The 22,956-nt window shown below is 45.5% G+C and carries 21 protein-coding genes; 8 read left to right on the top strand and 13 right to left on the bottom strand.

Annotated elements, in window-relative coordinates:
* Positions 1-15: 15 nt before the first annotated feature.
* Both iolB and iolA read right to left on the bottom strand, forming a co-directional pair.
* Complete coding sequence (gene iolB, locus MST20_RS07935; protein ID WP_243941365.1) at positions 16-831, bottom strand: 5-deoxy-glucuronate isomerase; 816 nt, start codon at positions 829-831, stop codon at positions 16-18.
* 75 nt (positions 832-906) lie between these two features.
* Positions 907-2,370 (bottom strand): methylmalonate-semialdehyde dehydrogenase, encoded by a 1,464-nt coding sequence (gene iolA, locus MST20_RS07930; RefSeq protein WP_243941363.1) that lies wholly within the window; start codon positions 2,368-2,370, stop codon positions 907-909.
* A 468-nt stretch (positions 2,371-2,838) separates the two neighbouring features.
* Between iolA and MST20_RS07925 the strand changes: the two genes are divergently transcribed.
* From MST20_RS07925 to glpT, 4 genes are all read left to right on the top strand, one after another.
* Positions 2,839-3,603: a DeoR/GlpR family DNA-binding transcription regulator gene (locus MST20_RS07925; protein WP_243941361.1), complete on the top strand. Its 765-nt coding sequence runs from the start codon at positions 2,839-2,841 to the stop codon at positions 3,601-3,603.
* A gap of 83 nt (positions 3,604-3,686) precedes the next feature.
* Entirely contained in the window at positions 3,687-4,622 is a 936-nt protein-coding gene (locus MST20_RS07920) for an aldo/keto reductase (RefSeq protein WP_243941359.1), read from the top strand.
* A 256-nt stretch (positions 4,623-4,878) separates the two neighbouring features.
* Positions 4,879-5,772: a glycerophosphodiester phosphodiesterase gene (locus MST20_RS07915; RefSeq protein ID WP_243941357.1), complete on the top strand. Its 894-nt coding sequence runs from the start codon at positions 4,879-4,881 to the stop codon at positions 5,770-5,772.
* A gap of 22 nt (positions 5,773-5,794) precedes the next feature.
* Positions 5,795-7,153 (top strand): glycerol-3-phosphate transporter, encoded by a 1,359-nt coding sequence (gene glpT, locus MST20_RS07910; protein WP_243941355.1) that lies wholly within the window; start codon positions 5,795-5,797, stop codon positions 7,151-7,153.
* 51 nt (positions 7,154-7,204) lie between these two features.
* Here glpT and htpG read toward each other — a convergent pair whose 3' ends face one another.
* On the bottom strand, positions 7,205-9,085 hold the full coding sequence (gene htpG, locus MST20_RS07905; RefSeq protein ID WP_243941353.1) for a molecular chaperone HtpG: 1,881 nt from the start codon (positions 9,083-9,085) through the stop codon (positions 7,205-7,207).
* A gap of 428 nt (positions 9,086-9,513) precedes the next feature.
* On the opposite strand from htpG, the gene MST20_RS07900 reads away from it, so the two are divergent.
* Positions 9,514-11,052 (top strand): ABC-F family ATP-binding cassette domain-containing protein, encoded by a 1,539-nt coding sequence (locus MST20_RS07900; RefSeq protein ID WP_243941351.1) that lies wholly within the window; start codon positions 9,514-9,516, stop codon positions 11,050-11,052.
* Positions 11,053-11,086: 34 nt separating this feature from the next.
* Here the strand turns inward: MST20_RS07900 and yidA are convergent, their stop codons facing one another.
* From yidA to MST20_RS07880, 4 genes are all read right to left on the bottom strand, one after another.
* Positions 11,087-11,899: a sugar-phosphatase gene (yidA, locus tag MST20_RS07895; protein ID WP_243941349.1), complete on the bottom strand. Its 813-nt coding sequence runs from the start codon at positions 11,897-11,899 to the stop codon at positions 11,087-11,089.
* A gap of 155 nt (positions 11,900-12,054) precedes the next feature.
* Positions 12,055-13,104 carry an iron-containing alcohol dehydrogenase family protein gene (locus MST20_RS07890; RefSeq protein WP_243941347.1) on the bottom strand — a complete coding sequence of 350 codons (1,050 nt, stop codon included), beginning with the start codon at positions 13,102-13,104 and terminating at the stop codon, positions 12,055-12,057.
* Positions 13,104-13,754, bottom strand: coding sequence for an MtnX-like HAD-IB family phosphatase (locus MST20_RS07885; RefSeq protein WP_065643497.1), 651 nt, complete (start codon positions 13,752-13,754; stop codon positions 13,104-13,106). Before MST20_RS07885 ends, MST20_RS07890 begins: the two co-directional genes overlap by 1 nt.
* A 147-nt stretch (positions 13,755-13,901) precedes the next feature.
* Entirely contained in the window at positions 13,902-14,363 is a 462-nt protein-coding gene (locus MST20_RS07880) for a DUF3052 domain-containing protein (RefSeq protein WP_243941344.1), read from the bottom strand.
* A gap of 172 nt (positions 14,364-14,535) precedes the next feature.
* Between MST20_RS07880 and MST20_RS07875 the strand changes: the two genes are divergently transcribed.
* The 3 genes from MST20_RS07875 (at position 14,536) to MST20_RS07865 (ending at position 16,483) form a co-directional block, all read left to right on the top strand.
* Entirely contained in the window at positions 14,536-15,495 is a 960-nt protein-coding gene (locus tag MST20_RS07875; protein WP_243941342.1) for an iron-hydroxamate ABC transporter substrate-binding protein, read from the top strand.
* 357 nt (positions 15,496-15,852) lie between these two features.
* Positions 15,853-16,080, top strand: coding sequence for a hypothetical protein (locus MST20_RS07870; RefSeq protein ID WP_243941340.1), 228 nt, complete (start codon positions 15,853-15,855; stop codon positions 16,078-16,080).
* 34 nt (positions 16,081-16,114) lie between these two features.
* Entirely contained in the window at positions 16,115-16,483 is a 369-nt protein-coding gene (locus tag MST20_RS07865) for a VOC family protein (protein WP_243941338.1), read from the top strand.
* Between the two features lie 22 nt (positions 16,484-16,505).
* Here MST20_RS07865 and MST20_RS07860 read toward each other — a convergent pair whose 3' ends face one another.
* The 6 genes from MST20_RS07860 to MST20_RS07835 all read right to left on the bottom strand — a co-directional run bounded on the left by MST20_RS07860 (position 16,506) and on the right by MST20_RS07835 (position 22,954).
* Positions 16,506-16,658 (bottom strand): FeoB-associated Cys-rich membrane protein, encoded by a 153-nt coding sequence (locus MST20_RS07860; protein ID WP_243941336.1) that lies wholly within the window; start codon positions 16,656-16,658, stop codon positions 16,506-16,508.
* Positions 16,659-16,673: 15 nt separating this feature from the next.
* Positions 16,674-18,686, bottom strand: a complete 2,013-nt coding sequence (gene feoB / locus MST20_RS07855; protein WP_243941333.1) for a ferrous iron transport protein B — start codon at positions 18,684-18,686, stop codon at positions 16,674-16,676.
* Positions 18,683-18,910 (bottom strand): FeoA family protein, encoded by a 228-nt coding sequence (locus MST20_RS07850; protein WP_020453562.1) that lies wholly within the window; start codon positions 18,908-18,910, stop codon positions 18,683-18,685. Before MST20_RS07850 ends, feoB begins: the two co-directional genes overlap by 4 nt.
* A gap of 183 nt (positions 18,911-19,093) precedes the next feature.
* Positions 19,094-20,182: an acyltransferase family protein gene (locus MST20_RS07845; RefSeq protein ID WP_243941331.1), complete on the bottom strand. Its 1,089-nt coding sequence runs from the start codon at positions 20,180-20,182 to the stop codon at positions 19,094-19,096.
* 146 nt (positions 20,183-20,328) lie between these two features.
* Entirely contained in the window at positions 20,329-22,215 is a 1,887-nt protein-coding gene (locus MST20_RS07840; protein WP_243941329.1) for an FtsX-like permease family protein, read from the bottom strand.
* A complete protein-coding gene (locus MST20_RS07835; RefSeq protein WP_243941327.1) occupies positions 22,190-22,954 on the bottom strand; it encodes an ABC transporter ATP-binding protein in 765 nt (254 codons plus the stop codon). Before MST20_RS07835 ends, MST20_RS07840 begins: the two co-directional genes overlap by 26 nt.
* Positions 22,955-22,956 lie beyond the last annotated feature (2 nt).

Raw genomic sequence — 22,956 nt, 5'->3', positions numbered from 1 at the left:
CTCCTTGCCTTATTGTTAGCGTTCCAAAATCCATTCATGGTCAGGATCGTTATGAAACTTCCATTTCCGCGTCGGCCCTGCCATCACGTTTAAATAATAGGATGTGTATCCGTCAGGCACCCCGACAGGATGGTATCCGGCCGGCACGATGACAACGTTTCCATTTTCGACAGTCATCGTCTCGTCGATAGAACGGTCATCGGTGTAGACGCGCTGAAAGACAAAGCCTTGCTGCGGGTCAAGTTCATGGTAGTATGTTTCTTCTAAAAAGGACTCTTCAGGCAGGTTGTCTTGATCATGCTTGTGCGGCGGATAGCTGGACCAGTTTCCGCTTTCAGTGTAGACTTCGACGACTAAAAGGCTGTTCGCTGAAGGATCTGAATCCGGAAGTATGTTATGAACGGTTCGTTTATTGCTGAATTTCCCGCGCTTCTCAATACCGTTGTCTTCAGCTTTGATCAGTTTCGTCGGCAGCTGGTTTTCAGAAGGGGAATAGCACAGGGCAACTCTTGCCTCTGTAACCGCGGTAATGCCGAACTTGCGGTCATTTGACACATATACGCTGTCGGTAGGTTTTCTTTCGAAAACGCTTTCTCTCGTGCCGATATTTTCAAATGTCTGTTCAAGATCGGTGACGGTAATCTTTCCGGTAAGCGCGACGATGCAGCATTCTTGTTTGCTCAGCGATTCTTCATAGCTGGATCCCGGTGCGAGATCAAGGACTTTAAACTCCACATAACTGAGATCCGAATTCGATTTTTTCACTTCGTGTACAAGCTTCACGCCTTGTGACAGCTCATTCGCCTGCGGCTTGCGCAACAAATGACTCATGGATAAAGCCTCCTTTTCAATCTTGAAACATGATTCCGAACAGCGCGGGAACCGCGCCGCCCGGTTTTTTCACAATTAATTGAAGTCAGGCGCCGGATATCTTGCAGTGACGACCTTTTTGCGCGTATAGAAATCGACGCTGTCTTTTCCGTTCGCATGCAATGTGCCAAAGAACGAAGACTTCCATCCGGAGAACGGGAAGAATGCCATCGGAGCCGGTACGCCCAAGTTGATGCCGAGCATTCCCGCATCAATGTTTTCACGGAAATAGCGGATCGCATTCGAATTCGATGTGAACAAACATGCGCCGTTTGCAAATTCGGATTGGTTGGCGATGTCAACCGCTTCTTTCAAGTTCTTCACACGGATGACTGACAATACAGGAGCAAAAATTTCGTCTTTCCAGATCGTCATATCAGTTGTGACATTGTCAAAGATTGTCGGGCCGACGAAATAGCCTTCATCTGTCACATTTTCGCGTCCGTCGCAGACAAGTTCCGCACCCTCTTCAACTCCTTTTTGTATATAGCCGAGTGTGCGTTTCTTGTTGTCTTCGCGAATGACAGGTCCGAGGAATACACCGTCGTCAAGTCCGTTTCCGATTTTGACTTCAGATGCTTTCTGAACCAATTTCTCCATGAATTCATCTGCGATTCCTTCTTCAACCGTCACTACTGCACATGCCATGCAGCGTTCGCCGGCAGATCCGAAAGCAGCTCCGATAATATTTGTTACCGTGTCTTCAAGATTGGTATCGTTCAGAACGATGGTGTGGTTTTTAGCGCCTGTCAGCGATTGAACGCGTTTCAGGTTTTCGCTTCCTTTTTTATAGACATATTCGCCGACCGGTTTTGAACCGACGAATGAAATCGCTTTAATTTCCGGGTGTTCGAGAATGCCGTTTACTACATCATGCGCACCGTATACGACATTGAAGACCCCTTTAGGAAGTCCGGCTTTTTCAAACAGTTCAACAAGCTTTTCCGTCAAAAGCGGCGTCCGCTCGGAAGGTTTCAGAATAAATGTGTTTCCTAACGCAATGGCCATCGGGAACATCCAGCACGGTACCATCATCGGGAAGTTAAATGGGGCAATTCCGCCGACGACTCCGATCGGGTAACGGTAGTTCGCCGCTTCAACATCGGTTGCAATTGAAGCAAGTGAATCTCCCATCATCAGGGAAGGCGCTCCAGCTGCAAACTCGACATTCTCAATGCCGCGTCCAACTTCGCCCAACGCTTCTTTCGTGTTTTTTCCGTTTTCAATCGTGATGAGGTGGGCGAGCTCCTCTTTATGCTGAGTCAAAAGCTGCTGAAAGTTAAATAGAATTCTTGCCCGGCGCGGAACAGCCACTTTTGACCATGTTTTAAACGCTTCAGCCGCTGTTTGCGCTGCGTATTCGATATCCTCGCGCGTCGAAATCGGCACCTGGCACAGCACTTCTTTCGTCGCAGGATTGATTACATCTTCATATTTGTCGGTTTTGCTTTCAACCCATTCTCCATTAATATAGTTTCTTAACTTTCTGATTTCTGCCATTCTTATAACCTCCTTGAATATTAAACATCTCCTGGTACAGATGGGGCAGGTTCCAGCCATTATGTATGAATGCCGAACGGCTCTTCAGTGCATAACGGATTTTCGCAAAAAACAGGAATGAAACGCTTACAAAAGAAATGAATGAATAGAACGATGATTTTATCAAAAGAACCGCGACGCAATAAAACGTTTACACTCAGAAATTTCTCAACTTTATCACGTTTTGGTCACTTCTTGGTTATATTCTAATCCGCTCTTACCCATAAGTCAATCAAAATCATTAAATTTTTCTTTTGTAAGATTTATAGAAAAACTTAAAACGATTTAGAAAAACATTGTATAATAAAAAGAAACAGGACAAATCTTGCAAAAAACAATCACCAATGTTATCATTTTTTAAGCAATTATTGGTTAACTTTTGGTTTATTATATATATTTAGCCAAATATACTAGAAGGAGATACTTGGTATGAAGTTAATGCGGATCAAAGAAATGGAAGAATATATTTTGACCAATGGCACCGTTTCGCTTGATGAGCTTTGCCAGGTTTTTAATGTTTCCAAAAACACGGTCAGACGCGACATTAACAAGCTGACCGAGAAAGGAGTCATAAAAAAAGTCTACGGCGGCGTAACGGCGATCGAAAAAACGGCCTTAATCCCATTTGAAAACAGAACCATTCAAAACAAAGATGCCAAGATGAAAATCGCGCACTACGCTTCACGCTTTATTGAAGACCATGACCTGATCTTTATCGATTCCGGCACAACGACTCAATCCATATTGGAAACTCTTGATCCAAATAAAAATGTAACCGTTTTAACGAACAGTCTCGACATTATCAACGCTGCTGCAGCGATGCAAAATATAAACTTGATCATCATCGGCAGCAACTACAAACGGAAAACGCAGTCTTTCGTCGGCATGGATGATCCGGGAACATTGGATAAATATAATATTAATAAAGCTTTCATGTCGGCAACAGGAGCAACACTTACCCATGGACTGACGAACTCCGATCTGCTTGAATATGAAATTAAAAAGAAAATATCCGAAAAAGCAAAACAAGTATACTTGCTGGCCGACCATTCCAAATTCGGGAAGTCGACCTTGCTGACGTACGCACCGTTTGACAGATTGCACGCGATCGTCACATCTCAGGCGCTTGATGAGGAATATCACGAGTACTGTAAAGACCGCAACATTGAAATCCATTTGGCAAAACATGTATAGTTGAAGTGGACACCCTTGACCGGCTGTTTCCAAGCGGCCGGCCAAGCTTATTTATCAACACATCATTTCAGGAGGGGAATTCAATGAAAAAAGTTAAAGTTGGCAAATCAGACTTGCACGTATTCCCGATTGGTTTGGGAACCAATGCCGTCGGAGGACATAACCTTTATCCGAATCTCAATGAAGAAACGGGAAAAGAATTGGTCCGGGAAGCGATCAGAAACGGCGTCACATTTTTAGATACCGCCTACATATACGGCATCGGCCGTTCCGAAGAATTAATCGGCGAAGTCCTCAAAGAATTCAACCGCGAGGATGTCGTGATTGCGACAAAAGCCGCTCATAAGAAAGAAGGCGACGATTTTGTCTTTGACAACTCCCCTGCATTTTTGAAAAAGTCCGTTGAAGAAAGCCTGAAGCGTCTGCAAACTGACTACATCGACCTTTTCTATATCCATTTCCCTGATGAGAACACGCCGAAAGACGAAGCGGTTCAAGCGCTCCATGAACTGAAGCAGGAAGGCAAAATCAGAGCGATCGGGGTATCCAACTTTTCACTTGAGCAGCTGAAAGAAGCGAACAAAGACGGATTGGTGGATGTGCTCCAAGGCGAATACAACCTGCTAAACAGGGAAGCTGAGACGACATTCTTCCCGTATACACAAGAGCATAACATCTCATTTGTTCCTTACTTCCCGCTCGTCTCCGGATTGCTCGCCGGAAAATACAGCGAAGATACAACGTTCCCGGAAGGCGACCTGAGAAGAGACATGGAAAACTTCCAAGGCGAACGCTTCAAAGAAAACATTAGAAAAGTGAACCAGCTTGCGTCGATCGCGGAAAAACACAATGTTGACATCGCCCATATCGTGTTGGCCTGGTACTTGGCACGACCTGAAATCGATGTATTGATTCCGGGCGCCAAACGCGCTGATCAGCTGATCGACAACCTCAAAACGGCAGAAGTCAATCTGTCTCAAGAGGACATTGATTTCATCGATCGGCTGTTCGCCCGCTAAATGATCAGGAAACCTATCTTAAAAGATAGGTTTCTTTATTTTTGAAATCCTATTGACAGCGCTTCCAATTTTGGTATGATAGGAAAGAAGTTAATACAAGTGACGGAGAATGGGAGATTCACAATAAGACCCTCTTGTGCCAGGGGTTTTTTTGTGGATCTCTCTTTTTATTCGTCACATAAGGAGGCGAAAAAAACCGGTATGAATGAACCGGCACCAACATTCAGCATAACGACTTGAAAGGGGAAATCATTTGATGAAAAAACTTGTCCGCAGCATCTTCTTTATAACGGCTGCAATCGCTGCCGCCGGTTTTGGACTCAGCGAGCATGCTGAGGCGGCAAGCCATTCCCAGCCGCAGCTCAATCCGAGTCAGCTATTAAATGTCGCGCACCGCGGCGCATCGGGTCATGCTCCCGAACATACGCTTTTGGCTTATAAGCTTGGGCAAAAAATGAAAGGCGATTACATAGAAATCGATCTTCAAATGACAAAAGACGGACATTTGGTCGCCATGCACGATGAGACATTGGATCGCACGACCAATGGTACGGGTTTTGTCAAAGACTATACGCTGAAAGAAATCAAACAGCTTGATGCAGGCTCCTGGTTTAACGAAGCATATCCTGAGCGGGCAAAACCGGAGTACGTTGGGCTGAAAGTGCCTACCCTTGAAGAAATCATCCAAACATTCGGGAGAAGCGCGCGCTACTATATCGAAACAAAATCACCGGAAGACTATGATCATATGGAAGAAAAGCTCCTGGACATTCTGAAGCAATATAAACTGGCCGGGGCAAACATTCATTCAAGCAAAGTCATCATTCAATCTTTTAGTCCTGAAAGCTTACAAATCATTCATAACGCTAATCCAAACATTCCGCTTGTGCAATTATTATGGTACGACAAACCGGCTGCCATTACTGACGCCGAATTAAAACAATATCAATCTTACAGCGTCGGACTCGGCATGAACTTTGACCGCATTGACCGGGCATACGTGCAAAAAATTCGAAGCACCGGCATGCTGGTCCATCCTTATACCGTGAATGAAAAAGAAGACATGAAGCGGCTCCTCGATTGGGGAGCGACCGGAATGTTCACCAACTTTCCGGACCGGCTGCGCGATGTATTGCGTGAAAAGAAGTAAATGAATAAAGAAGGGGTATACCATGTTAAAACTGTTTAAGCCAGCACCGCCGATTGAGCGGATGCCGGACGATCAAATTGATTCGGAATATAAGAAATTCAGACTGCAAGTTTTTCTCGGCATCTTCATCGGTTATGCGGCATACTATTTAATTCGCAAAAATTTCTCGCTTGCCATGCCTTATTTGATCGAAGAGGGATTTTCAAAGTCGGCGCTCGGCTTTGCCTTATCCGCTCTATCCATCTCTTACGGGCTGAGCAAGTTCGTGATGGCCACGATATCAGACCGGAGCAATCCGCGGATGTTCCTGCCCGCCGGTTTGATCCTTTCCGCTGTCATCAGCTTATTGATGGGGTTTGTTCCTTTCTTCACCTCATCGATCGCCATTATGTTTATCATGCTGTTCTTAAACGGCTGGTTCCAAGGCATGGGATGGCCGCCGTCAGGGCGCGTCCTTGTCCACTGGTTCAGCGTCAGCGAAAGGGGAAATAAAACAGCCATTTGGAATGTCGCCCACAATGTCGGCGGGGGACTGATGGCGCCGATTGCCGTTGCCGGCGTCGCCATCTTCTCAGGCATTACGGGATCTGCTACAGGCTATGAAGGCGTATTTATTTTGCCCGCCTTGGTCGCCATCGCCGTTGCTGTCATTTCTTACTGGCTGATCCGGGATACGCCGCAGTCTGTCGGACTGCCTCCAATCGAGGAATACCGCAACGATTATTCAAGCAAATCGAAGAAAGCATTTGAAACGGAATTATCAACGAAAGAAATCCTCTTCAAATATGTATTAAACAATAAATGGGTGTGGGCGATCGCACTTGCCAACATTTTTGTGTACTTCGTCCGCTACGGCGTTCTGGATTGGGCGCCAACCTATTTAAGCGAAGAAAAAGGCTTTGATATGAGCAAATCAAGTGTCGCTTATTTTCTGTATGAATGGGCGGGGATTCCGGGGACATTGCTTTGCGGCTGGATCTCTGACAAATGGTTTAAAGGGCGCCGCGGACCGGCAGGCTTTGTCTTTATGGTAGGTGTTTTGATCGCGGTGCTTGTGTACTGGTTCAATCCAGCCGGCAATCCGATGATCGACATGGCGTCATTGATCGCGATCGGATTCCTCATTTACGGTCCAGTCATGCTGATCGGTCTTCAGGCGCTTGACTTTGTTCCGAAAAAAGCGGCAGGCACGGCTGCAGGATTGACGGGTCTGTTCGGATACCTGGGCGGAACCTTGACGGCGAATGCGCTGATGGGTGTTATCGTCGATGCATCCGGCTGGAATGCGGGTTTTATGCTCTTAACGGCTTCATGTGCAATCGCAGCACTCATCTTTGCGATGACATGGAATGTGCGGGGACAGGAAGTTGTGAAGCATTAACATCAAAAAAAGATACATCTCACATGAAGCTGAGATGTATCTTTTTTATTTTTATGCCATCACTTTGCATATATCGTTCGTAAATTCGACGGGGTCTTCGATTGGCAAGCCTTCTATCAGCAGCGCCTGGTTGTACAGGATGCCGGTGTACAGCTTGAATTTATCTTTGTCGTTTTCAAAAGCATCCTGCAGTGTTTTGAAGACTTCGTGGTTTGTATTGATTTCCAATGCTTTATCAGCCTTTACGTGCTGATTGTCAGGCATTGCGTTTAAGATTTTCTCCATCTCGATGGTGACTTCTCCGTCAGCGGCAAGACATACAGAGTGTGTCTTCAGCCGTTTTGACGCCCTTACGCTTTTCACTTTTCCATCAAGAGTCTTTTTCATCTCTTCAAAGAGGTCTTTGTATTGGCTGTCGGCCCCGTCTGCTTGGTTTTGCTCGTCATCGTTTTCGATTCCGAGGTCGCCGCTGGATACCGACTTGAATTCTTTTTCTTGATAACTCGCCAGCATTTTGATGGCGAACTCATCGATATCCTCGGTGAAATAAAGGATTTCATATCCTTTTTCCGAAACCAGCTCGGTTTGAGGAAGCTTTTCAATTCGGTCATACGAGTCGCCTGACGCATAGTAAATGTATGTTTGATCTTCAGGCATTCTGGATACATATTCATCAAGGGTGACCAGCTTTTTCTCTTTTGATGAATAGAAAAGCAGCAGATCTTTCAGCATATCTTTATGAGTCCCAAAATCATTGTATACCCCGAATTTAAGCTGTCTGCCAAACGATTGATAAAAAGACTCGTATTTTTCTCGATCATTTTTCAACAAGCTTTTCAGCTCATTCTTGATTTTTTTGCTGATGTTTTTGGCAATCAGCTTCAGCTGCCTGTCATGCTGGAGCATCTCCCTCGAAATGTTGAGCGATAAATCTTCTGAATCGACCATTCCTTTGACAAAACTGAAGTGGTCAGGCAGCAGGTCCGGACACTTTTCCATGATCAGCACACCGTTCGAATACAGTTCAAGACCCTTCTCAAATTCCTTCGTGTAGTAGTTGAACGGAATGTTTTCAGGAATGAATAAAATCGCATGGTATCTCACCGCGCCGTCCACGCTTGTATGGACGTGAGCGAGCGGCTTGTCAAAACCGTAACGCTTTTCCTTATAAAATGCCTCGTAATCTTCATCTTTCAGTTCGCTTTTGTTTTTTCGCCAAATCGGCACCATGCTGTTGACTGTCTGTTCTTCCTGAACTTCTTCAAATTCATTGTCAGCGTCTTCTTTCGGCTTGTTGACCGTGACATCCATCTTGATCGGATAGCGGATGAAATCAGAATATGTTTTGATGATCGCTTTTAAGCGATGGACATCCAAGTATTCATCATAGTTTTCATCGTCTGTATTCTCTTTCAGCTTCAAAATGACATCGGTTCCCGCAGATTCTTTCGCAGCCGGTTCGATCGTATAGCCGTCGGCCCCCGCTGATTCCCATTGATACGCTTCATCGCTGCCATGGGCTTTTGTCATGACGGTGACGGTGTCCGCAACCATAAAAGCGGCGTAGAAACCGACGCCGAACTGGCCGATAATATCGTGCCCGTCTTTTAATTCGTTTTCTTGTTTAAACGCAAGCGAGCCGCTCTTGGCAATTGTTCCAAGATGTTCTTCAAGCTCTTCTTTCGTCATGCCGATCCCGGTGTCCGCAATCGTCAGCGTTCTGTTTTCTTTATCTGCGGAGATTTTTATGTAGTAATCATCCTTGTTAAACGTCAGTGATTCGTCTGTCAGCGCTTTGTAGTAGATTTTATCGATGGCATCGCTCGCATTGGATATCAGCTCCCTTAAAAAGACTTCCTTTTGGGAATAAATCGAGTTGATCATGATGTCCAGCAATCTTTTGGATTCTGCTTTGAATTCTTTTTTAGCCATCTGTCCCTCTCCTCTTTTGCTCATATGATATACATCTATCGTACGATTCTGTTCACAAATTAAATAACACACTGCCTGCACGATGTCAATTCATATGGCAGCGGTTTGACAACCGGCACTCCGCTTCATATAATGTGTTGTGAAGGTAAATTTGACCAAAATGAGGTGGAAAGGAATGAAAATCTTATCAACTGTTCTTAAAAGAGAATTGGCTTAAAGACGGGAGAAGTCTGCCCTTTTTTAGACAAGCCATCTCGGGAACAGTTTGATATGATTTGACATCCTTTCTTGATGTATTTTAAATATGTAGCGGGTAAGGTGTAGTTTGCCTTACCCGTTTTTTTTGCCGGACAGGATAGCGAGGCTTCACGCTGTTCTCTTTAGATGGCTTGTTTTTTCAAAAAATAAGCCTGAAGGAGAGAATCACCATGAGTATTGTTCATGTCACGAATCTGACCCATATATACGGAGACCGCATCATCTTTCAAGACGCCGGGTTCCGCCTGCTGAAAGGGGAACACGCCGGCCTTGTCGGTGCAAACGGAGCCGGAAAGTCGACATTGCTGCGGATCTTGACAGGCGGCCTTCTGCCCGATCACGGAAACATTGAATGGCAGCCAAACATTCGGGCCAGCTTTCTTGAACAGCATGCCAAGCTGACGGAAGGCACGACCATCCTTCAGTACATGGAGCAAGCGTACGACCGGCTGTTTGAAATCGAAAAGCAACTGAATGGGCTTGCCGAAAAAATGGCCGACGCCGGAGACAATCTGGAGGCCGTGTTGAAAAGATACGGAGAGCTCCAATCCGAACTGGAGAATTCAGGATTTTACCAAATCGGAACGAAAATTGAGGATGCCGCTCAAGGCCTCGGCTTGACGGAAATCGGGCTTGATCAGGATGTCGCGGCTTTAAGCGGCGGGCAGCGTACGAAGCTCCTGCTGGCCAAACTGCTGCTTGAAGAACCTGATGTGCTGCTGTTGGATGAGCCGACCAACTATTTGGATGCGGCACATATTGAGTGGCTGACGGGGTATTTGAAAAACTATAAGCACGCCTTTCTCGTGATCTCACATGACGAACGCTTCTTAAATGAGATCACGACGGTGACCTTCCATCTTGAGCATCAAACGATCAAACGGTACTCCGGCAGCTATCAATATTTTCTGAAGGAATATGCGCAAAGCAGGGTACAGGCTGAAGCCGCATACGCAAAACAAAACAGGGAAATTAAAAAGCTAGAGGCGTTTATCGACCGGAACAGGGTCCGAAAGGCGAAGCAGGCCAAAAGCAGGGAGAAAGCATTAAGCAAAATCAAGCGAATCGAAAAACCGGCAGATTCCTATGTCCCCAGCTTTGCATTTAAAACGGGGCGAAATCCGGCGATGACCGTACTCAAAACGGAAAATCTTAAGGCGGGCTACACCGTTCCATTATTTAAGCCTCTTTCTCTAACCGTAAAACGGGGCGATAAAATCGCCATTACCGGAGAAAACGGCGCCGGAAAATCGACGCTCATTAAAACGCTGCTCGGTGATCTCAAGCCGCTAAGCGGCACCGTCACAGCAGGACAGCATTTACAGGCGGCCTATTTCAGGCAGGAAAGTCCGGTTTCTCATGATACGCCGCTTGAAAAATTGCGGGCGTTCTTTCCTGATCTATCGGAAAAAGACATCAGGCAGACGCTCGCGATATCCGGTTTGACGCCAAAGCATATCAGCCAGCCCCTTGCTACGCTCAGCGGCGGTGAACAGGCAAAGGTCCGGCTGGCGGAACTGATGCTTTCAAACAGCAATCTGCTTGTTCTTGATGAACCGACCAACCATCTTGACACATCGGCAAAGCGTGCGTTAAAGCAAGCGCTCTGCGACTACAAGGGAACGATTTTGCTCGTTTCCCATGAACCGTCTTTTTATGAAGACTGGGTGACTCATATCTGGCAGATTGAAGCATGGCGCCGCAAATAGGTAAAAGCCGGCCTTTCGAAATGCCGGCTTTTTTTTATTTGGACAATACAAGCTCATGAATGGCGTGGGCAACGCCGTTTTCGTTATTCGTACGCGTTTCATAATCGGCCGAAGCTTTTACCTCAGGGATCGCATTCCCCATGGCGACTCCGCATCCCGCCCATTCGATCATCGACATGTCGTTTCCGTTGTCTCCAATACAAATCACTTCTTCTTGTGCGATGCCTAATATGTCGGCAAGCTGCTGAACGGCATTTCCTTTACTTGCCGCAGGGTGAAGAATTTCATAAAAGAACGGCGAGCTTTTCACCATTGTATAACGTTCCTTGACGTCTTCCGGTATTGCGGCGATCGTCCGGTCCAGCTTTTCCGGTTCATCAATGTACATCGCCTTTGGCGCGAGAAGGTCCTTCGGGATTTCTTCGATCGTCCGGAACCGGAGCGGCACTTTGGTAACGTATGATTCGTAAACGGTATACGGACTGATTTCCCGGTTTGGCGTATACAAATAAGCAGAATCAAAAAAGTGCATCGGCGTATCAAGCTGTTGGCTGAGCTCATATAACGATTTCACATCATCATAGCCGAGTGTCAGCTCTGACACGACTTCCTGAGTGTGCGTATTTTGAACGAGCGCTCCGTTATAGGCGATGACATAATCGCCGTCTTCATTTAGATTCAGTTCTTCCAGATAGCGGCTTACACCGCCGAGGGGACGGCCAGTGCAAAGAACGATTTTGACGCCTTGCTTTTTTGCAGCATGCAGGGCATTCCGTACTTCCTCTGTTACTTCATGAAGATCATTCAACAATGTTCCATCCATATCTATCGCGATTAGTTTGTACATTTTACACTCTCCCTGATCAGAATCGAGCCCTAACGTCGTACTTATGACCCATACCTTCTTTATTGTATCACAGCTTTTCCCCGTCATTTTCGTCAGATGCCCACGGAAAAAACGCCTTACAGCAAATAAGGCGTTTTTCGGGCCGCTTGGCCTGCTTAAAATATTTCCTGCAGAATTGGATCTTCATTAAGGATGCGAAGCGCTTTTTCGCGATAGCCGGCTTCATGCAAGTACGTATAGCGGTTGGGCTTGACAGTGTGCGACAAATTGATCGCTTCGCGAAACTCATCTTTGTTTAGACCCAGCGTTTTCACATATTGAAAAAAGCCTGTTCTCGTAAACACCTTTTCAATCCGCTCAGCCCGATGATCCTGTACATGAGCCATGATGTAGGTGGCTACCCCGACTTGAATGCCGTGCATCTGCGGTTTTTCCGCAATTTTGTCCAACGCATGGGAAATCAGGTGCTCAGAACCGCTGATCGGCGCGCTGTTTCCGCTGATTTCCGTGGCGATGCCGCCCATTGTCAAAGAACTGACAAGCTCTTTTAAAAAGATCGGCTGTTTAATATCCTGCATCGGCGTACGGACAAAGCTGTTGACCGCTTTTTTGCTGAGCATCGACGCAAACGCATTGACATCGCTGACCCCGTGCCGCTCTTCAAACTCCCAATCATAAAGAGCCGTAATATTGGACATCAGATCGCCGATCCCCGCCAAAATAAAGTGCTCCGGCGCTTTTTGAATGATACTCAAATCAGCTATGATTCCGTACGGTACCCTTGCCGGCACGGTTGTTTTTTTCCCTTCGACCTGAAGCGAGCAATTGCTGCTCGCAAACCCGTCATTGGATGCCGACGTCGGAATGCTGATGAACGGGGTCCGCTTGGAAAAGGCGATGTATTTTCCGCAATCGACAACATACCCGCCGCCCATGGCAATGATGACATCGTAATTCCCGATTGAAAATGCCTGCTTCAAAAGCTCCTGTATGTCCAGGTTGGACGGCAGCAAAACAGCTTCTACTTTGACATGTTGAAAGGCGGCTTTTAATGAATGCTCATACTGCTGATAGGAAAAATCGTCAAAAAACATGATTGCCTTATCAAACTGATGCTTTCTCAATATCTCATCCAACCGGCCAAGCACGCCTTCACTAATGTCCAATACCGCGGGGATGGCTATGCTGGTAACCTGGCGCGGCATTAGACGATCCGCCCTTTTTCTTTAAGATACTGTTCAATGTCTTCAAATGTTTCAACGGCTACAAACGGCACCTCCTGCTGACGCAGCAAATCCTGGAGCGCATCCTTTGCAAACGTTACATCCGCAAATTTAGCCGGGTGCGAATCCGGTTCACTGTCGCCTGCAAAATAAATCGTCTCGTATTCTTCTTTCAGCTTTTGAATGACCTTTGATTTATCAATCCCATAGCGCTCAGAGTAATGCCAATGATTCTCATCAATGTCCATATGGACATTGTCTTCTTTAAAAAAGCCTTTATTTGAAAAGACCTCAACGTCTGTAATCCCGTATTTCTTTAAAATATAATGAATGTAATAATCCGTGCCGGCGCTTAAAATGTAGAAATCGCCGCCGTTTTTCTGGACATGCTGAATGAAGTCTGGCACATATTCATCAATCGGTATGGAATGAATGTCATCAATGATTTTTTGCTCGCTTTGATGAATTGAAGCAAAAACGGTTCCCAAAAATTCGATATCTTTTAATTCTCCGGCCTTCCACTTCTTGAACAATTCACGGCCTTCCGGAAAATATTTATCAATGACCATCCAGTAAAAATCCTGTTTGGAAATCGTCCCGTCAAAGTCTGATACAAATGCCCATTTCTTCAAGCTGCATACCTCTTTTCTATGGTATTTTAAAAGATTAGATTCATTATACAAAGAGTTTGTGAAACATTGAACATAATATTATTTCTTTTTTGTGTACTTTCGTTCACAAGCTGAATATTCTGCCTCTCTGAAAAGAAGCGTATAGGATTATTCTTGATCTGTACGCTGTTTACCTTTTTCCGTCACGGCAAATTTGCGCTTCATCGTTTTAATGTTTTCCGCCTTGCGAAATCTGAGCGCGGACCAGTCTTCATCTATTGCAATTTGCCGAACCGGTTCATAGCCCTGATCCGCAAGCAGCCCGACTACTGTGTCGCGGCTGCAGTCCGATCCTTTGTAGACTTTCGATGATTTTTTCGGGTAACAAAGCCAAAACAGGCCGTCTTCCGCCAGATGACGCTCAGCCTCCTTGGCTAAAGCCTGCAACTTTGCGTTGGTCGCTGCGAATACCTGAACAAAATCGTACCGGTCAGCTTCGGCCTGATGATCGACATGGCCTTGAAATTCAGCCATGATGCCGCTGTATGCCTCAGGCGGATTCACGATCAGTACGGGCTGTCCATTATCCTTGAACTGCAGTTTTTTGATCACCGGGTTCGTTTCTGCCATACCTCATCAATCCTTTTTCTGTTTATAGTAACAAATTAACCAAAACAGCACGAATCATACTTAGCAAAAAAGTGATAGACGAAAGAGGGACTCATCTGCTATATTTACAGTGATAATGCGAATCATTATCAATTAGAGAATTCCATATGCTTTATATCAACAGGAGGGTCAAGTGAAAAAGAACTTATTGATAATCGGTTTAGTTATGCTGTTGTGTATCATGGTCAGCGCCTGCGGAAGCGGCACTTCGTCAAACGGAAACAAAGAAAAAGCGGCTGAAGAAACGACAAGAACATATCAATCAACGCGTGGAAAAGTGGACATTCCAACACATCCAAAGCGCATCGTGACAGACTTTTATGCCGGTGAACTGTTCACGGTCGGCGCCAATGTCGTCGGCTCCGGCTCGTGGTCTTTCTCCAATCCGTTTTTAAAGGACCGCATGAAAGATGTGACAGATTTAGGCGACCCGATTAATGTGGAAAAAGTCATGAAACTGAAGCCTGATTTAATTGTCGTGATGAACGATGAAAATTACGACAAACTGTCCAAAATCGCACCGACCGTTGTGATTCCTTATAATACGGCGAAAAATGTTCAGGAAACCGTTAAGATGTTTGGCGACATTGCAGGAGCTAAAGAAGAAGCTGAACAATTCCTAGCCGATTTCGAACAGAAATCGAAATCAGCAAGGAAAAAAATCGCTCAAGTCGTCGACAAAAATGCTACTTTCGGTATTTATGAAAACACGGAAAAAGGCCAATTCTGGGTGTTCAATGACAACGGCGGCCGCGGGGGCCAGGCCGTGTACAACGCCCTCGGCTTAAAAGCACCTGAAAAGATTCAAAAGGACATCTTCAAAAAAGGCGACATCAAAGAACTATCCTTGGAAGTCGTACCTGAATATGCTGCCGACTACATGTTTGTAACAGACTATAACCCGAACGGCGACAGCAAGACGCTGGACAAGCTCAAGCAGTCTTCCATCTGGAAAAACCTTGACGCCGTCAAACACAACCGTGTCTTTATCAACGACTTTGACACGTTCTACCCGTACGATCCGATCTCTGTCAGCAAACAGGTTGATTTGATTACGGAGATGCTGGTGAAGCGCGAGAAGGAGAATAAGTAAAAAAAGCTGGAATTTCCAGCTTTTTTTACTGCTTTCTTTCTTGTATGTTTGAAATCTTAAAAGCAAATTGAAAGATAAAAAAGAAAGGAATGTAGAAAAGAAAAAACATCAATATTTGAAATAATAACCCTTCTAAAGTAAATGGATAAGAAATGTCATGAAACAAAAAAGATAATCCCATCCAAACGACAAAGGCAAACAATGCGGCTTTAAAGCCAAGTCCCCTCTTTTTTCTCAACAGACCTTTGCTCACAAGCCTAATAGAATAATAGCCGCTGCCAATGAAAAAAAGAACGATCAGTAACAGATTGCTCGGTATCTCATATGAGGTCGTGATAAAGATGGAAATAAAGATGAGTGAAAGAAGAAGCACAAACCCTTCATATCCAACTTTTCTTTCCTGCTCAGCCTTTTGATTTTCACTCATTACGTTCGCCTCCTATCTACCGTTTTCCATTTAAACCAACAGAAGTCATATTAACAATAAACATCCATGAAAACAATGATTTAATCCGCATGCCGCCGCTGTTTCACGTGAAACAAAAAACACAGCGAAAAATAGATATTTTGAAACCAATTGTGTAAAATGAAAATAATGACAAAAAAGGGAGAGATAACGATGGGAATTGAAAAGGTTGGACAAATCGGGGTGCCGGTTAAAGACCTGGAGCGGGCTGCGGCATTTTATCAGGATGTATTAGGCCTGTCCCTTTTATTTCAGACAGATCGTATGGCTTTCTTTGAGTGCGGCGGGCTGCGGCTTCTTCTCAGTCTCCCGGAAAAAGATGAATTTGCTCATGCAAGCTCCGTCATCTATTTTCAAGTTGAAGATTTGCCGGCAGTATATAACGAAATCGCAACAAAAGGCGTTTCTTTTCCAATTGAGCCGCATGTGGTGGCGAAAATCGAGCAAACGGAAACCTGGATGGCCTTCTTTAAAGATACCGAAGGAAATACCCTCGCTTTGATGAGTGAAGTGCAAGTCTAAAAGACAAAAACAGCTGAGCATCTCAGCTGTTTTTCACCTCATCACAAGCCGACTGACACGTACGATTTAATTCACAGGCGGCGCATTTTCCTTTCCGGCTTCGTTTGACAAATTTTATAAGCGTCCATGCCGCGTAACCGAAGATGAGCGCTCCGATCGTGATATTAAACAGCATGCTGTCACATCCTTCCTATGATAACCCAAGCAATCGTCCGCCCTGATAAATCAAGAACGCGATCACATATGCAATGGCCAGTCCGTAAACAATGGACAGGAACATCCACTTTTTCGAGTTTGTTTCTTTTTTAATCACCGCGACTGTCGCGAGGCATGGCACGTATAAAAGAACGAACGCCATAAATCCGTATGCGGCCAGCGGTGTAAATTGCTCAGCCATCATGCCTTGCAGCTGGGCTTCGGGTACAAAATAGATGATGCTCATCGAAGCGACGACAACTTCCTTCGCGAGAAAACCGGTTAATAGTGATGCCGCTGCCTGCCATGTGCCGAACCCCAGCGGCATCAACAACGGTGCGAGCGCTCCGCCGATCATCGCTAAAAAGCTGTCATCCATCTCAACGCCCGTTCCGCCGGGCCCTGTATACGATAAAAGCCAAATGAGGACAGATCCGCCAAAAATGTAAGTCCCGGCTTTGCGGACGAAACCTTTGCCCTTTTCCCATGTTGCCCGCCACAATGTACGCGCTTGAGGCAAACGATACGGCGGCAGTTCAATCACGAAAAACGACTTTTCTTCTTTGAGCTTGGACGAGGATAAAAACTTCGCCAGCACAAGCGCTGCGGCAATGCCCAGCACATACAAAGAAAGGACGACAAAAGCCTGATGAGCCGCGAAAAAAGCCCCTGCAAACAAAGCATAAACCGGCAGTCTTGCAGAACAGGACATAAATGGCGTCAGCATAATCGTCAAGAGTCTTTCCTTAGGCTGCTCTACAGTTCGCGCAGCCATGACGCCCGGAACATTGCAGCCGAAGCCGATGATCAGCGGAATAAAGGCTTTACCGTTTAAACCGATCGCCTCCATCAGACGGTCCATCACCATGGCCACACGCGCCATGTACCCGGAATCTTCGAGCACCGAAATGAAGAAAAACAGAATAAAAATCTGCGGGACGAAAACGAGCACACCGCCGACACCGGCAATGATCCCATCGAGAATGAGCGTCTCGATAAACGGGCTGGCTCCCATTGCCGACAGCGCCGAAGCCGTCCATTCCGTCAGCGGACCGCCAATGAAACCGTCAAATGCATCAGACAATGGAACACCAAGCCAATCAAACGTCAGCATGAACATGAGATACATGAACAACAAAAAAATCGGGATGCCCAGCACCTGATGCGTGACAATCTGATCCACGCGTTCAGTCAGCGTCTGTTTTCGGTCTGACTGATATTCAACAGAGGATGACATAATGCGGTCAATCCATCGTTCTCTCTCATTGTAAATATGCTGATGCAGCGATTTTGCGGATTGTTCCTGAAGAAGGCGTTTTTCTGTCTCCTCGTAAATTTTCTTTAACCGTTCGCTGTCGGCCGCGTCTTCCAGCTGCTCTTTCATTTTCGAGTTGCCTTCCAAATATTGAAGAGCCATCCACCGTTTTAAAACGCCGGGACGTTCCGGTATGATTGACTCGATCCGGCCAATCGCTTCTTCTACCGCGCTTCCGTAATTGATGACGAGCGGCTTCGCCCTCCTTTCTTTTTCAAGAAGCAAATGCCGGCTCAGTTCATCACACCCTTTGCCGCTGCGGGCAATCACAGGAATCACCGGAACACCTAGCGCTGCAGACATTTTTTGATGATCAATGAAGACGCCGCGCTGTCCTGCGACATCGATCATATTTAAACCGATTGTGAGCGGATGACCAAATTCGAGGAGCTGCACAGTTAAGTGCAAATTCCGCTTTAACTGGGATGCATCGACAATATTCAATATGTCTGAAAATGATTCATTGAGCAGGAAGTCAGTGACGACCCCTTCATCGCGGGACAGCGGACTCAATGTATAAACGCCGGGGAGATCGACCATCATTCCTTGTTTATGGCGGAGCAGTCCGACCTTTTTCTCAACGGTCACCCCGCTCCAGTTGCCGACATACTCATAGGAGCCTGTCAGCGCGTTAAACAATGACGTCTTCCCCGTATTCGGATTTCCGAAAAGGGCAATCTGCCTGCTGTTCATAGCTTTTCAATCCTGATCTTTTTTGCTTCTTCAAGCCGTATGCCGAGGCACTGTCCGCCTGACTCAAACATGAACGGACCGCCAAACGGCAATTTCCGCTGCACGCAAATTTCAGCTTCTTCTTTCATCCCGAGCTGTATAAGTCTGCGCTGAACAAGTTCATTCACTTCTGAAAAATCTATGATTCTTGCTCTCTCTTTTTGTTTTAATTCGGCTAAAACCATCGTTGAGGCCTCCACATTCTGAAAATGATAATCGTTATCATAATATGATTATAGGCAATAAGCCCCCTTCCATTTAAAAAAAGATGTGTCAAAACCGGAACATTTTTGCGAGAATATAAAAAAGCGAAAAGCTTCGGCGGCGCAATCTGCCCTTCTGGCTTTTCGCTCTATCAAGCTAAGTCGTTAACCGGCATGATGGCTCACTTTTTGCTCGATTCTCCTCTTTTTCGGGACATAAATTTTGCCGACAAACATATAGCCGTACTTCAATTTATTGACGGCCCAAGATATGAAAACCGCAACGCCTGTAGAGATGAAAAACAAAAGCAAAACAGCCGAAACCGTACCGATGCTTTCAAAGCTCGTTAAAATGACCAATCCGAAAATCAGGATAAAAGCGTGCAATAAATAAATAGAAAAAGAATAGTTGCTGATCATCATGATCAGCTTCGGCACCGACTTCAGTTTTGAAAACAGGTGAAAGCATAAGAAAATGATGCTTGTCGAATAAAGCAGGATATCCGGACGCTTTGACGTCACCCCGATGTCTTGTCCGAAATAGGAAACCGCTACAATGAAACATCCGGTCACAGCAGCTGCTGCATATACCGCATGCCTGTATCGTTCCAGCAATGCCAAAAAGCGCTCGTAATTTTTGCCGCAATAATAGGCCAAACAAAAATAAAAGAGCCAGCCGGGAAACGGCACCCATGAAAAAGGAAACGGCGCCTCTTCCTGTACTACCGGAGGTTGAATGAACGTGAAATAGCTCAAATAAGCCGCTGTGACCACAAAAGAAAGCGAAAGCACCCATTTAGGCGACGCCTTTTGCAAAAATGAATGGAAGCACATGTGCAGCAAGTAAAATTGAAAGATGACGAGGATGAAGTAACCGATGAAATTCCCCAAGAAAATATTCGCCAACAGTTTTTTAATAATGACCGATGCATGAAATTGCTGCATCATCAGACCCGCGGTCATAAAAGCATCCAAAACAGCGATAAATAGAAAAGGAATGAAAATGGTTTTAAACCGCTTTTTTAAAAACCCTTCCGGAACGCCGCCAGGGTAAGCATGCGCGAGCAAAAATTCGGAAATGAAAATAAACGCCGGCGTACTGAACATCAGGAGCGTTCTGAAAGATTCAACAACCCGGAAAACCGTATCTCCAAGCATGTCCGCCCGCACCATAAGCACCATCGATATCGCATGAAGCAAAACAACGCTTAAGCAGGAGACAAAGCGAATAACAAATATTTCTTTTACCTGCAAATCGATCACTCCTCTTTCAAATTTGAAATAACATCAAATTAACATAATCATCCAAATGAGGAAAGAGGCAAAATGCATAGGTATGTTTATCCCAAATTTTCCGGCTGCAAGTATAAAAAAAGATTAGACACGTAGTCTAATCTTTTTTAAATCGCCGCTTTTATCTGTTTCGTATAGTAGAAGCGGACGATGAAGTAATATATGACCTGGATGGCGAAGAACACGCCGAGCACCATTGCGGATTCCTTGAACAGATTGTACTGAAAGGCATGCGATAAAGCGGTCAGCGCCACGGCTCCATGGATAAGGGCAACAGCGATAGGCGCGAAGAACAGGATGCCGATCTGCCTGTTCAGCACTTTATGCAGTTCGCGGTCTGTTAAGCCCATTTTGGCAATCGATTTGAATTTCTGCTTATCATCGTCCAAATCAGTGTACAAGCGGAAATAGAGAAAGCTTCCTGCTGAAACGAAGAAGACGATTCCGATAAACAGTCCGACAAATAATATCGGGCCATACCCTCTGCTTAAATCATATACCTCATAATCTACAGCCCCGAAATACATGTAATCCAGTTTCTTATGCAAAACCTCCCCGGCTTTCACTAAAGACATGTTGTCAGCTTCTTTTGCCTGCCAGGCATAGAACCGGTTTTCGCTTTTCGGTTTTTTCAGCTGTGCGAAATCATTGTCTGTCACAATATAATAGTGGTTTTCAGATAACGCTTTTGAACGGACCGTTTTGTCAGCCTTCAGCTGTTTTCCGGTTGCAAGAGGGATTGACGAAGGGAGCGACTGGTCGTCTTCTCCCTCGAGACCGATCTTGACATCATACTCGGCAGCTGCGGCTTTCCCTTCTTCAAGCTTGACGTGGTCGGCCCCGACGAGATCGGCAAACTTGTTATAGTCAGATTCTTTCACAATCAGCATGTCATTGCCGTCGACATCGAAATATTGAAGGACAGCTGAAGCTTTATCTGTTTTGATATTTCGTTCATTCAGCGTGTCATTGATGAAAGCCACGTCTTTTTCGGTGTCTTTGTTTGTTTTCGGCGGTTTATACGAGAACGTATACGGGTTCATATCTTTAATTCCGTTTGTCAGCAGGGTTTGGAAACCGTACAGCGTCCCGATGGCGCTGAACGCGACAGTAGAGATAATGGCCACCATAAAAAACGTCCGCGCATTGTCTTTCATCCTGTAAGACAGATCAGAAAACAAAATCATATTCGTTTTCCGCCAAAACAGGCTTTCTCGTTTTTTAAGTCTGCGGATCACATAAACACTCAGCTGCGTAAACAGCAGATATGTGCCGATAATGACAACAATCGTCACCGGCACCATCGCCGCAAGAACGCCTATTCCTTTGACAATCAAAGCGGTGTAGTACCCTCCGGCAAGCAGCACAGCTGCAATGAGCGTAAGTAAGGCAGATGCTTTCGGCTCCCCTTTGGAGATTTTGTTTCCTTTTAACAGAACAATCAGTTTTTCGCTCCTGAGCACAAATGACACAAGAAAAGAAATAAATAAGAACAGGCCGTTAAAAGAAATAAACGTCACAATCATCGCCATCAACGGAAAATAAAAATCGAGCTTATTATCGATAATCAGCACATTTTCCGCTGTAAGCAATATCAATTTGGCGAAGACAAGCCCGAGCACAATCCCGCCGATTGTCGCAAAAAAGCCAATCAGCATATTTTCAAGAAATACCATCATGCGAATTTGGCGCATGGACATCCCCTGGATCATTAAAACGCCGAATTCCTTTTTTCTCGATTGAAGAAACGAACTCATTGAGTACAGCACAAAGAAGAAAGAAAAGACGAAAATAATGCCGCCGGAGACTAACAGGCCAACGGAAGCGTGCTGCCCGATGCCGGAGGTCAAAGAATCACTGGTCATCACCGGGTGGAAAGCAAAGATCGCGAATGCGAAAAAAACCATCACCGTAAACATGCTGCTGAGAAAATAAGCGGCATACAGCCTCTTGTTGCGAATGACGTTGTTAAACGCGAACTGACGAAAGGTCATTTGCATCCCCTCCCAACAAGGACAGTGTATCGAGAATCTTTTGGAAAAACGCTTGGCGGTTATCGCCGCGGTTGATCTCCGAATACAGCTTTCCGTCCTTAATAAAGACGACCCGGTTGCAATAGCTTGCCGCCTGAGGGTCATGCGTGACAAGCATCATGGTCGCTTTTTCGTTGCGGTTGATCGACTCAAGCATTTCCATCACATCTTTGGATGACTTTGAATCAAGATTGCCCGTCGGCTCATCGGCAAGCAAAAGCTTCGGTGAGTGAATCATCGCTCTCGCTACAGCGGCACGCTGAGCCTGGCCGCCTGATATTTCATATGTGCGCTTTTTCATGATCTGGGTAATCCCCAGCTTTTCGGCTAAATCGTTTGCCTTCCGCTTCATTTCCCTGACCTTTTCGCCGTCAAGCGTCAAAGGCAGTACGATATTTTCTTCAACCGTTAATGTCGGCAGAAGATTAAAGTCCTGAAACACAAATCCAAGCTCTCTGCGGCGAAATTTCGCCAATTTTTCTTTTTTGAGAACATGCGGGTTTTGGCCGCTGATCAATATTTCGCCCGTCGTCGGTTCATCGATCGTTGCAATCATATTTAATAGGGTCGTTTTTCCGCTTCCGGACGGCCCCATGATGCCGACGAATTCACCTTTATCAATTGTTAAGTTAATATCTGTTAACGCGCGGTACGCAATTTTTCCTTCGTAAATCTTACTGGCTTGTTTGACCTGAAGCATCA

The organism is Bacillus sp. B19-2 (assembly GCF_022832475.1).
Classification (GTDB): Bacteria; Bacillota; Bacilli; order Bacillales; family Bacillaceae; genus Bacillus; species Bacillus paralicheniformis.
The sequence above is the reverse complement of the archived record's forward strand: the minus strand, read 5'-3'. Positions and strand labels throughout refer to the sequence as shown.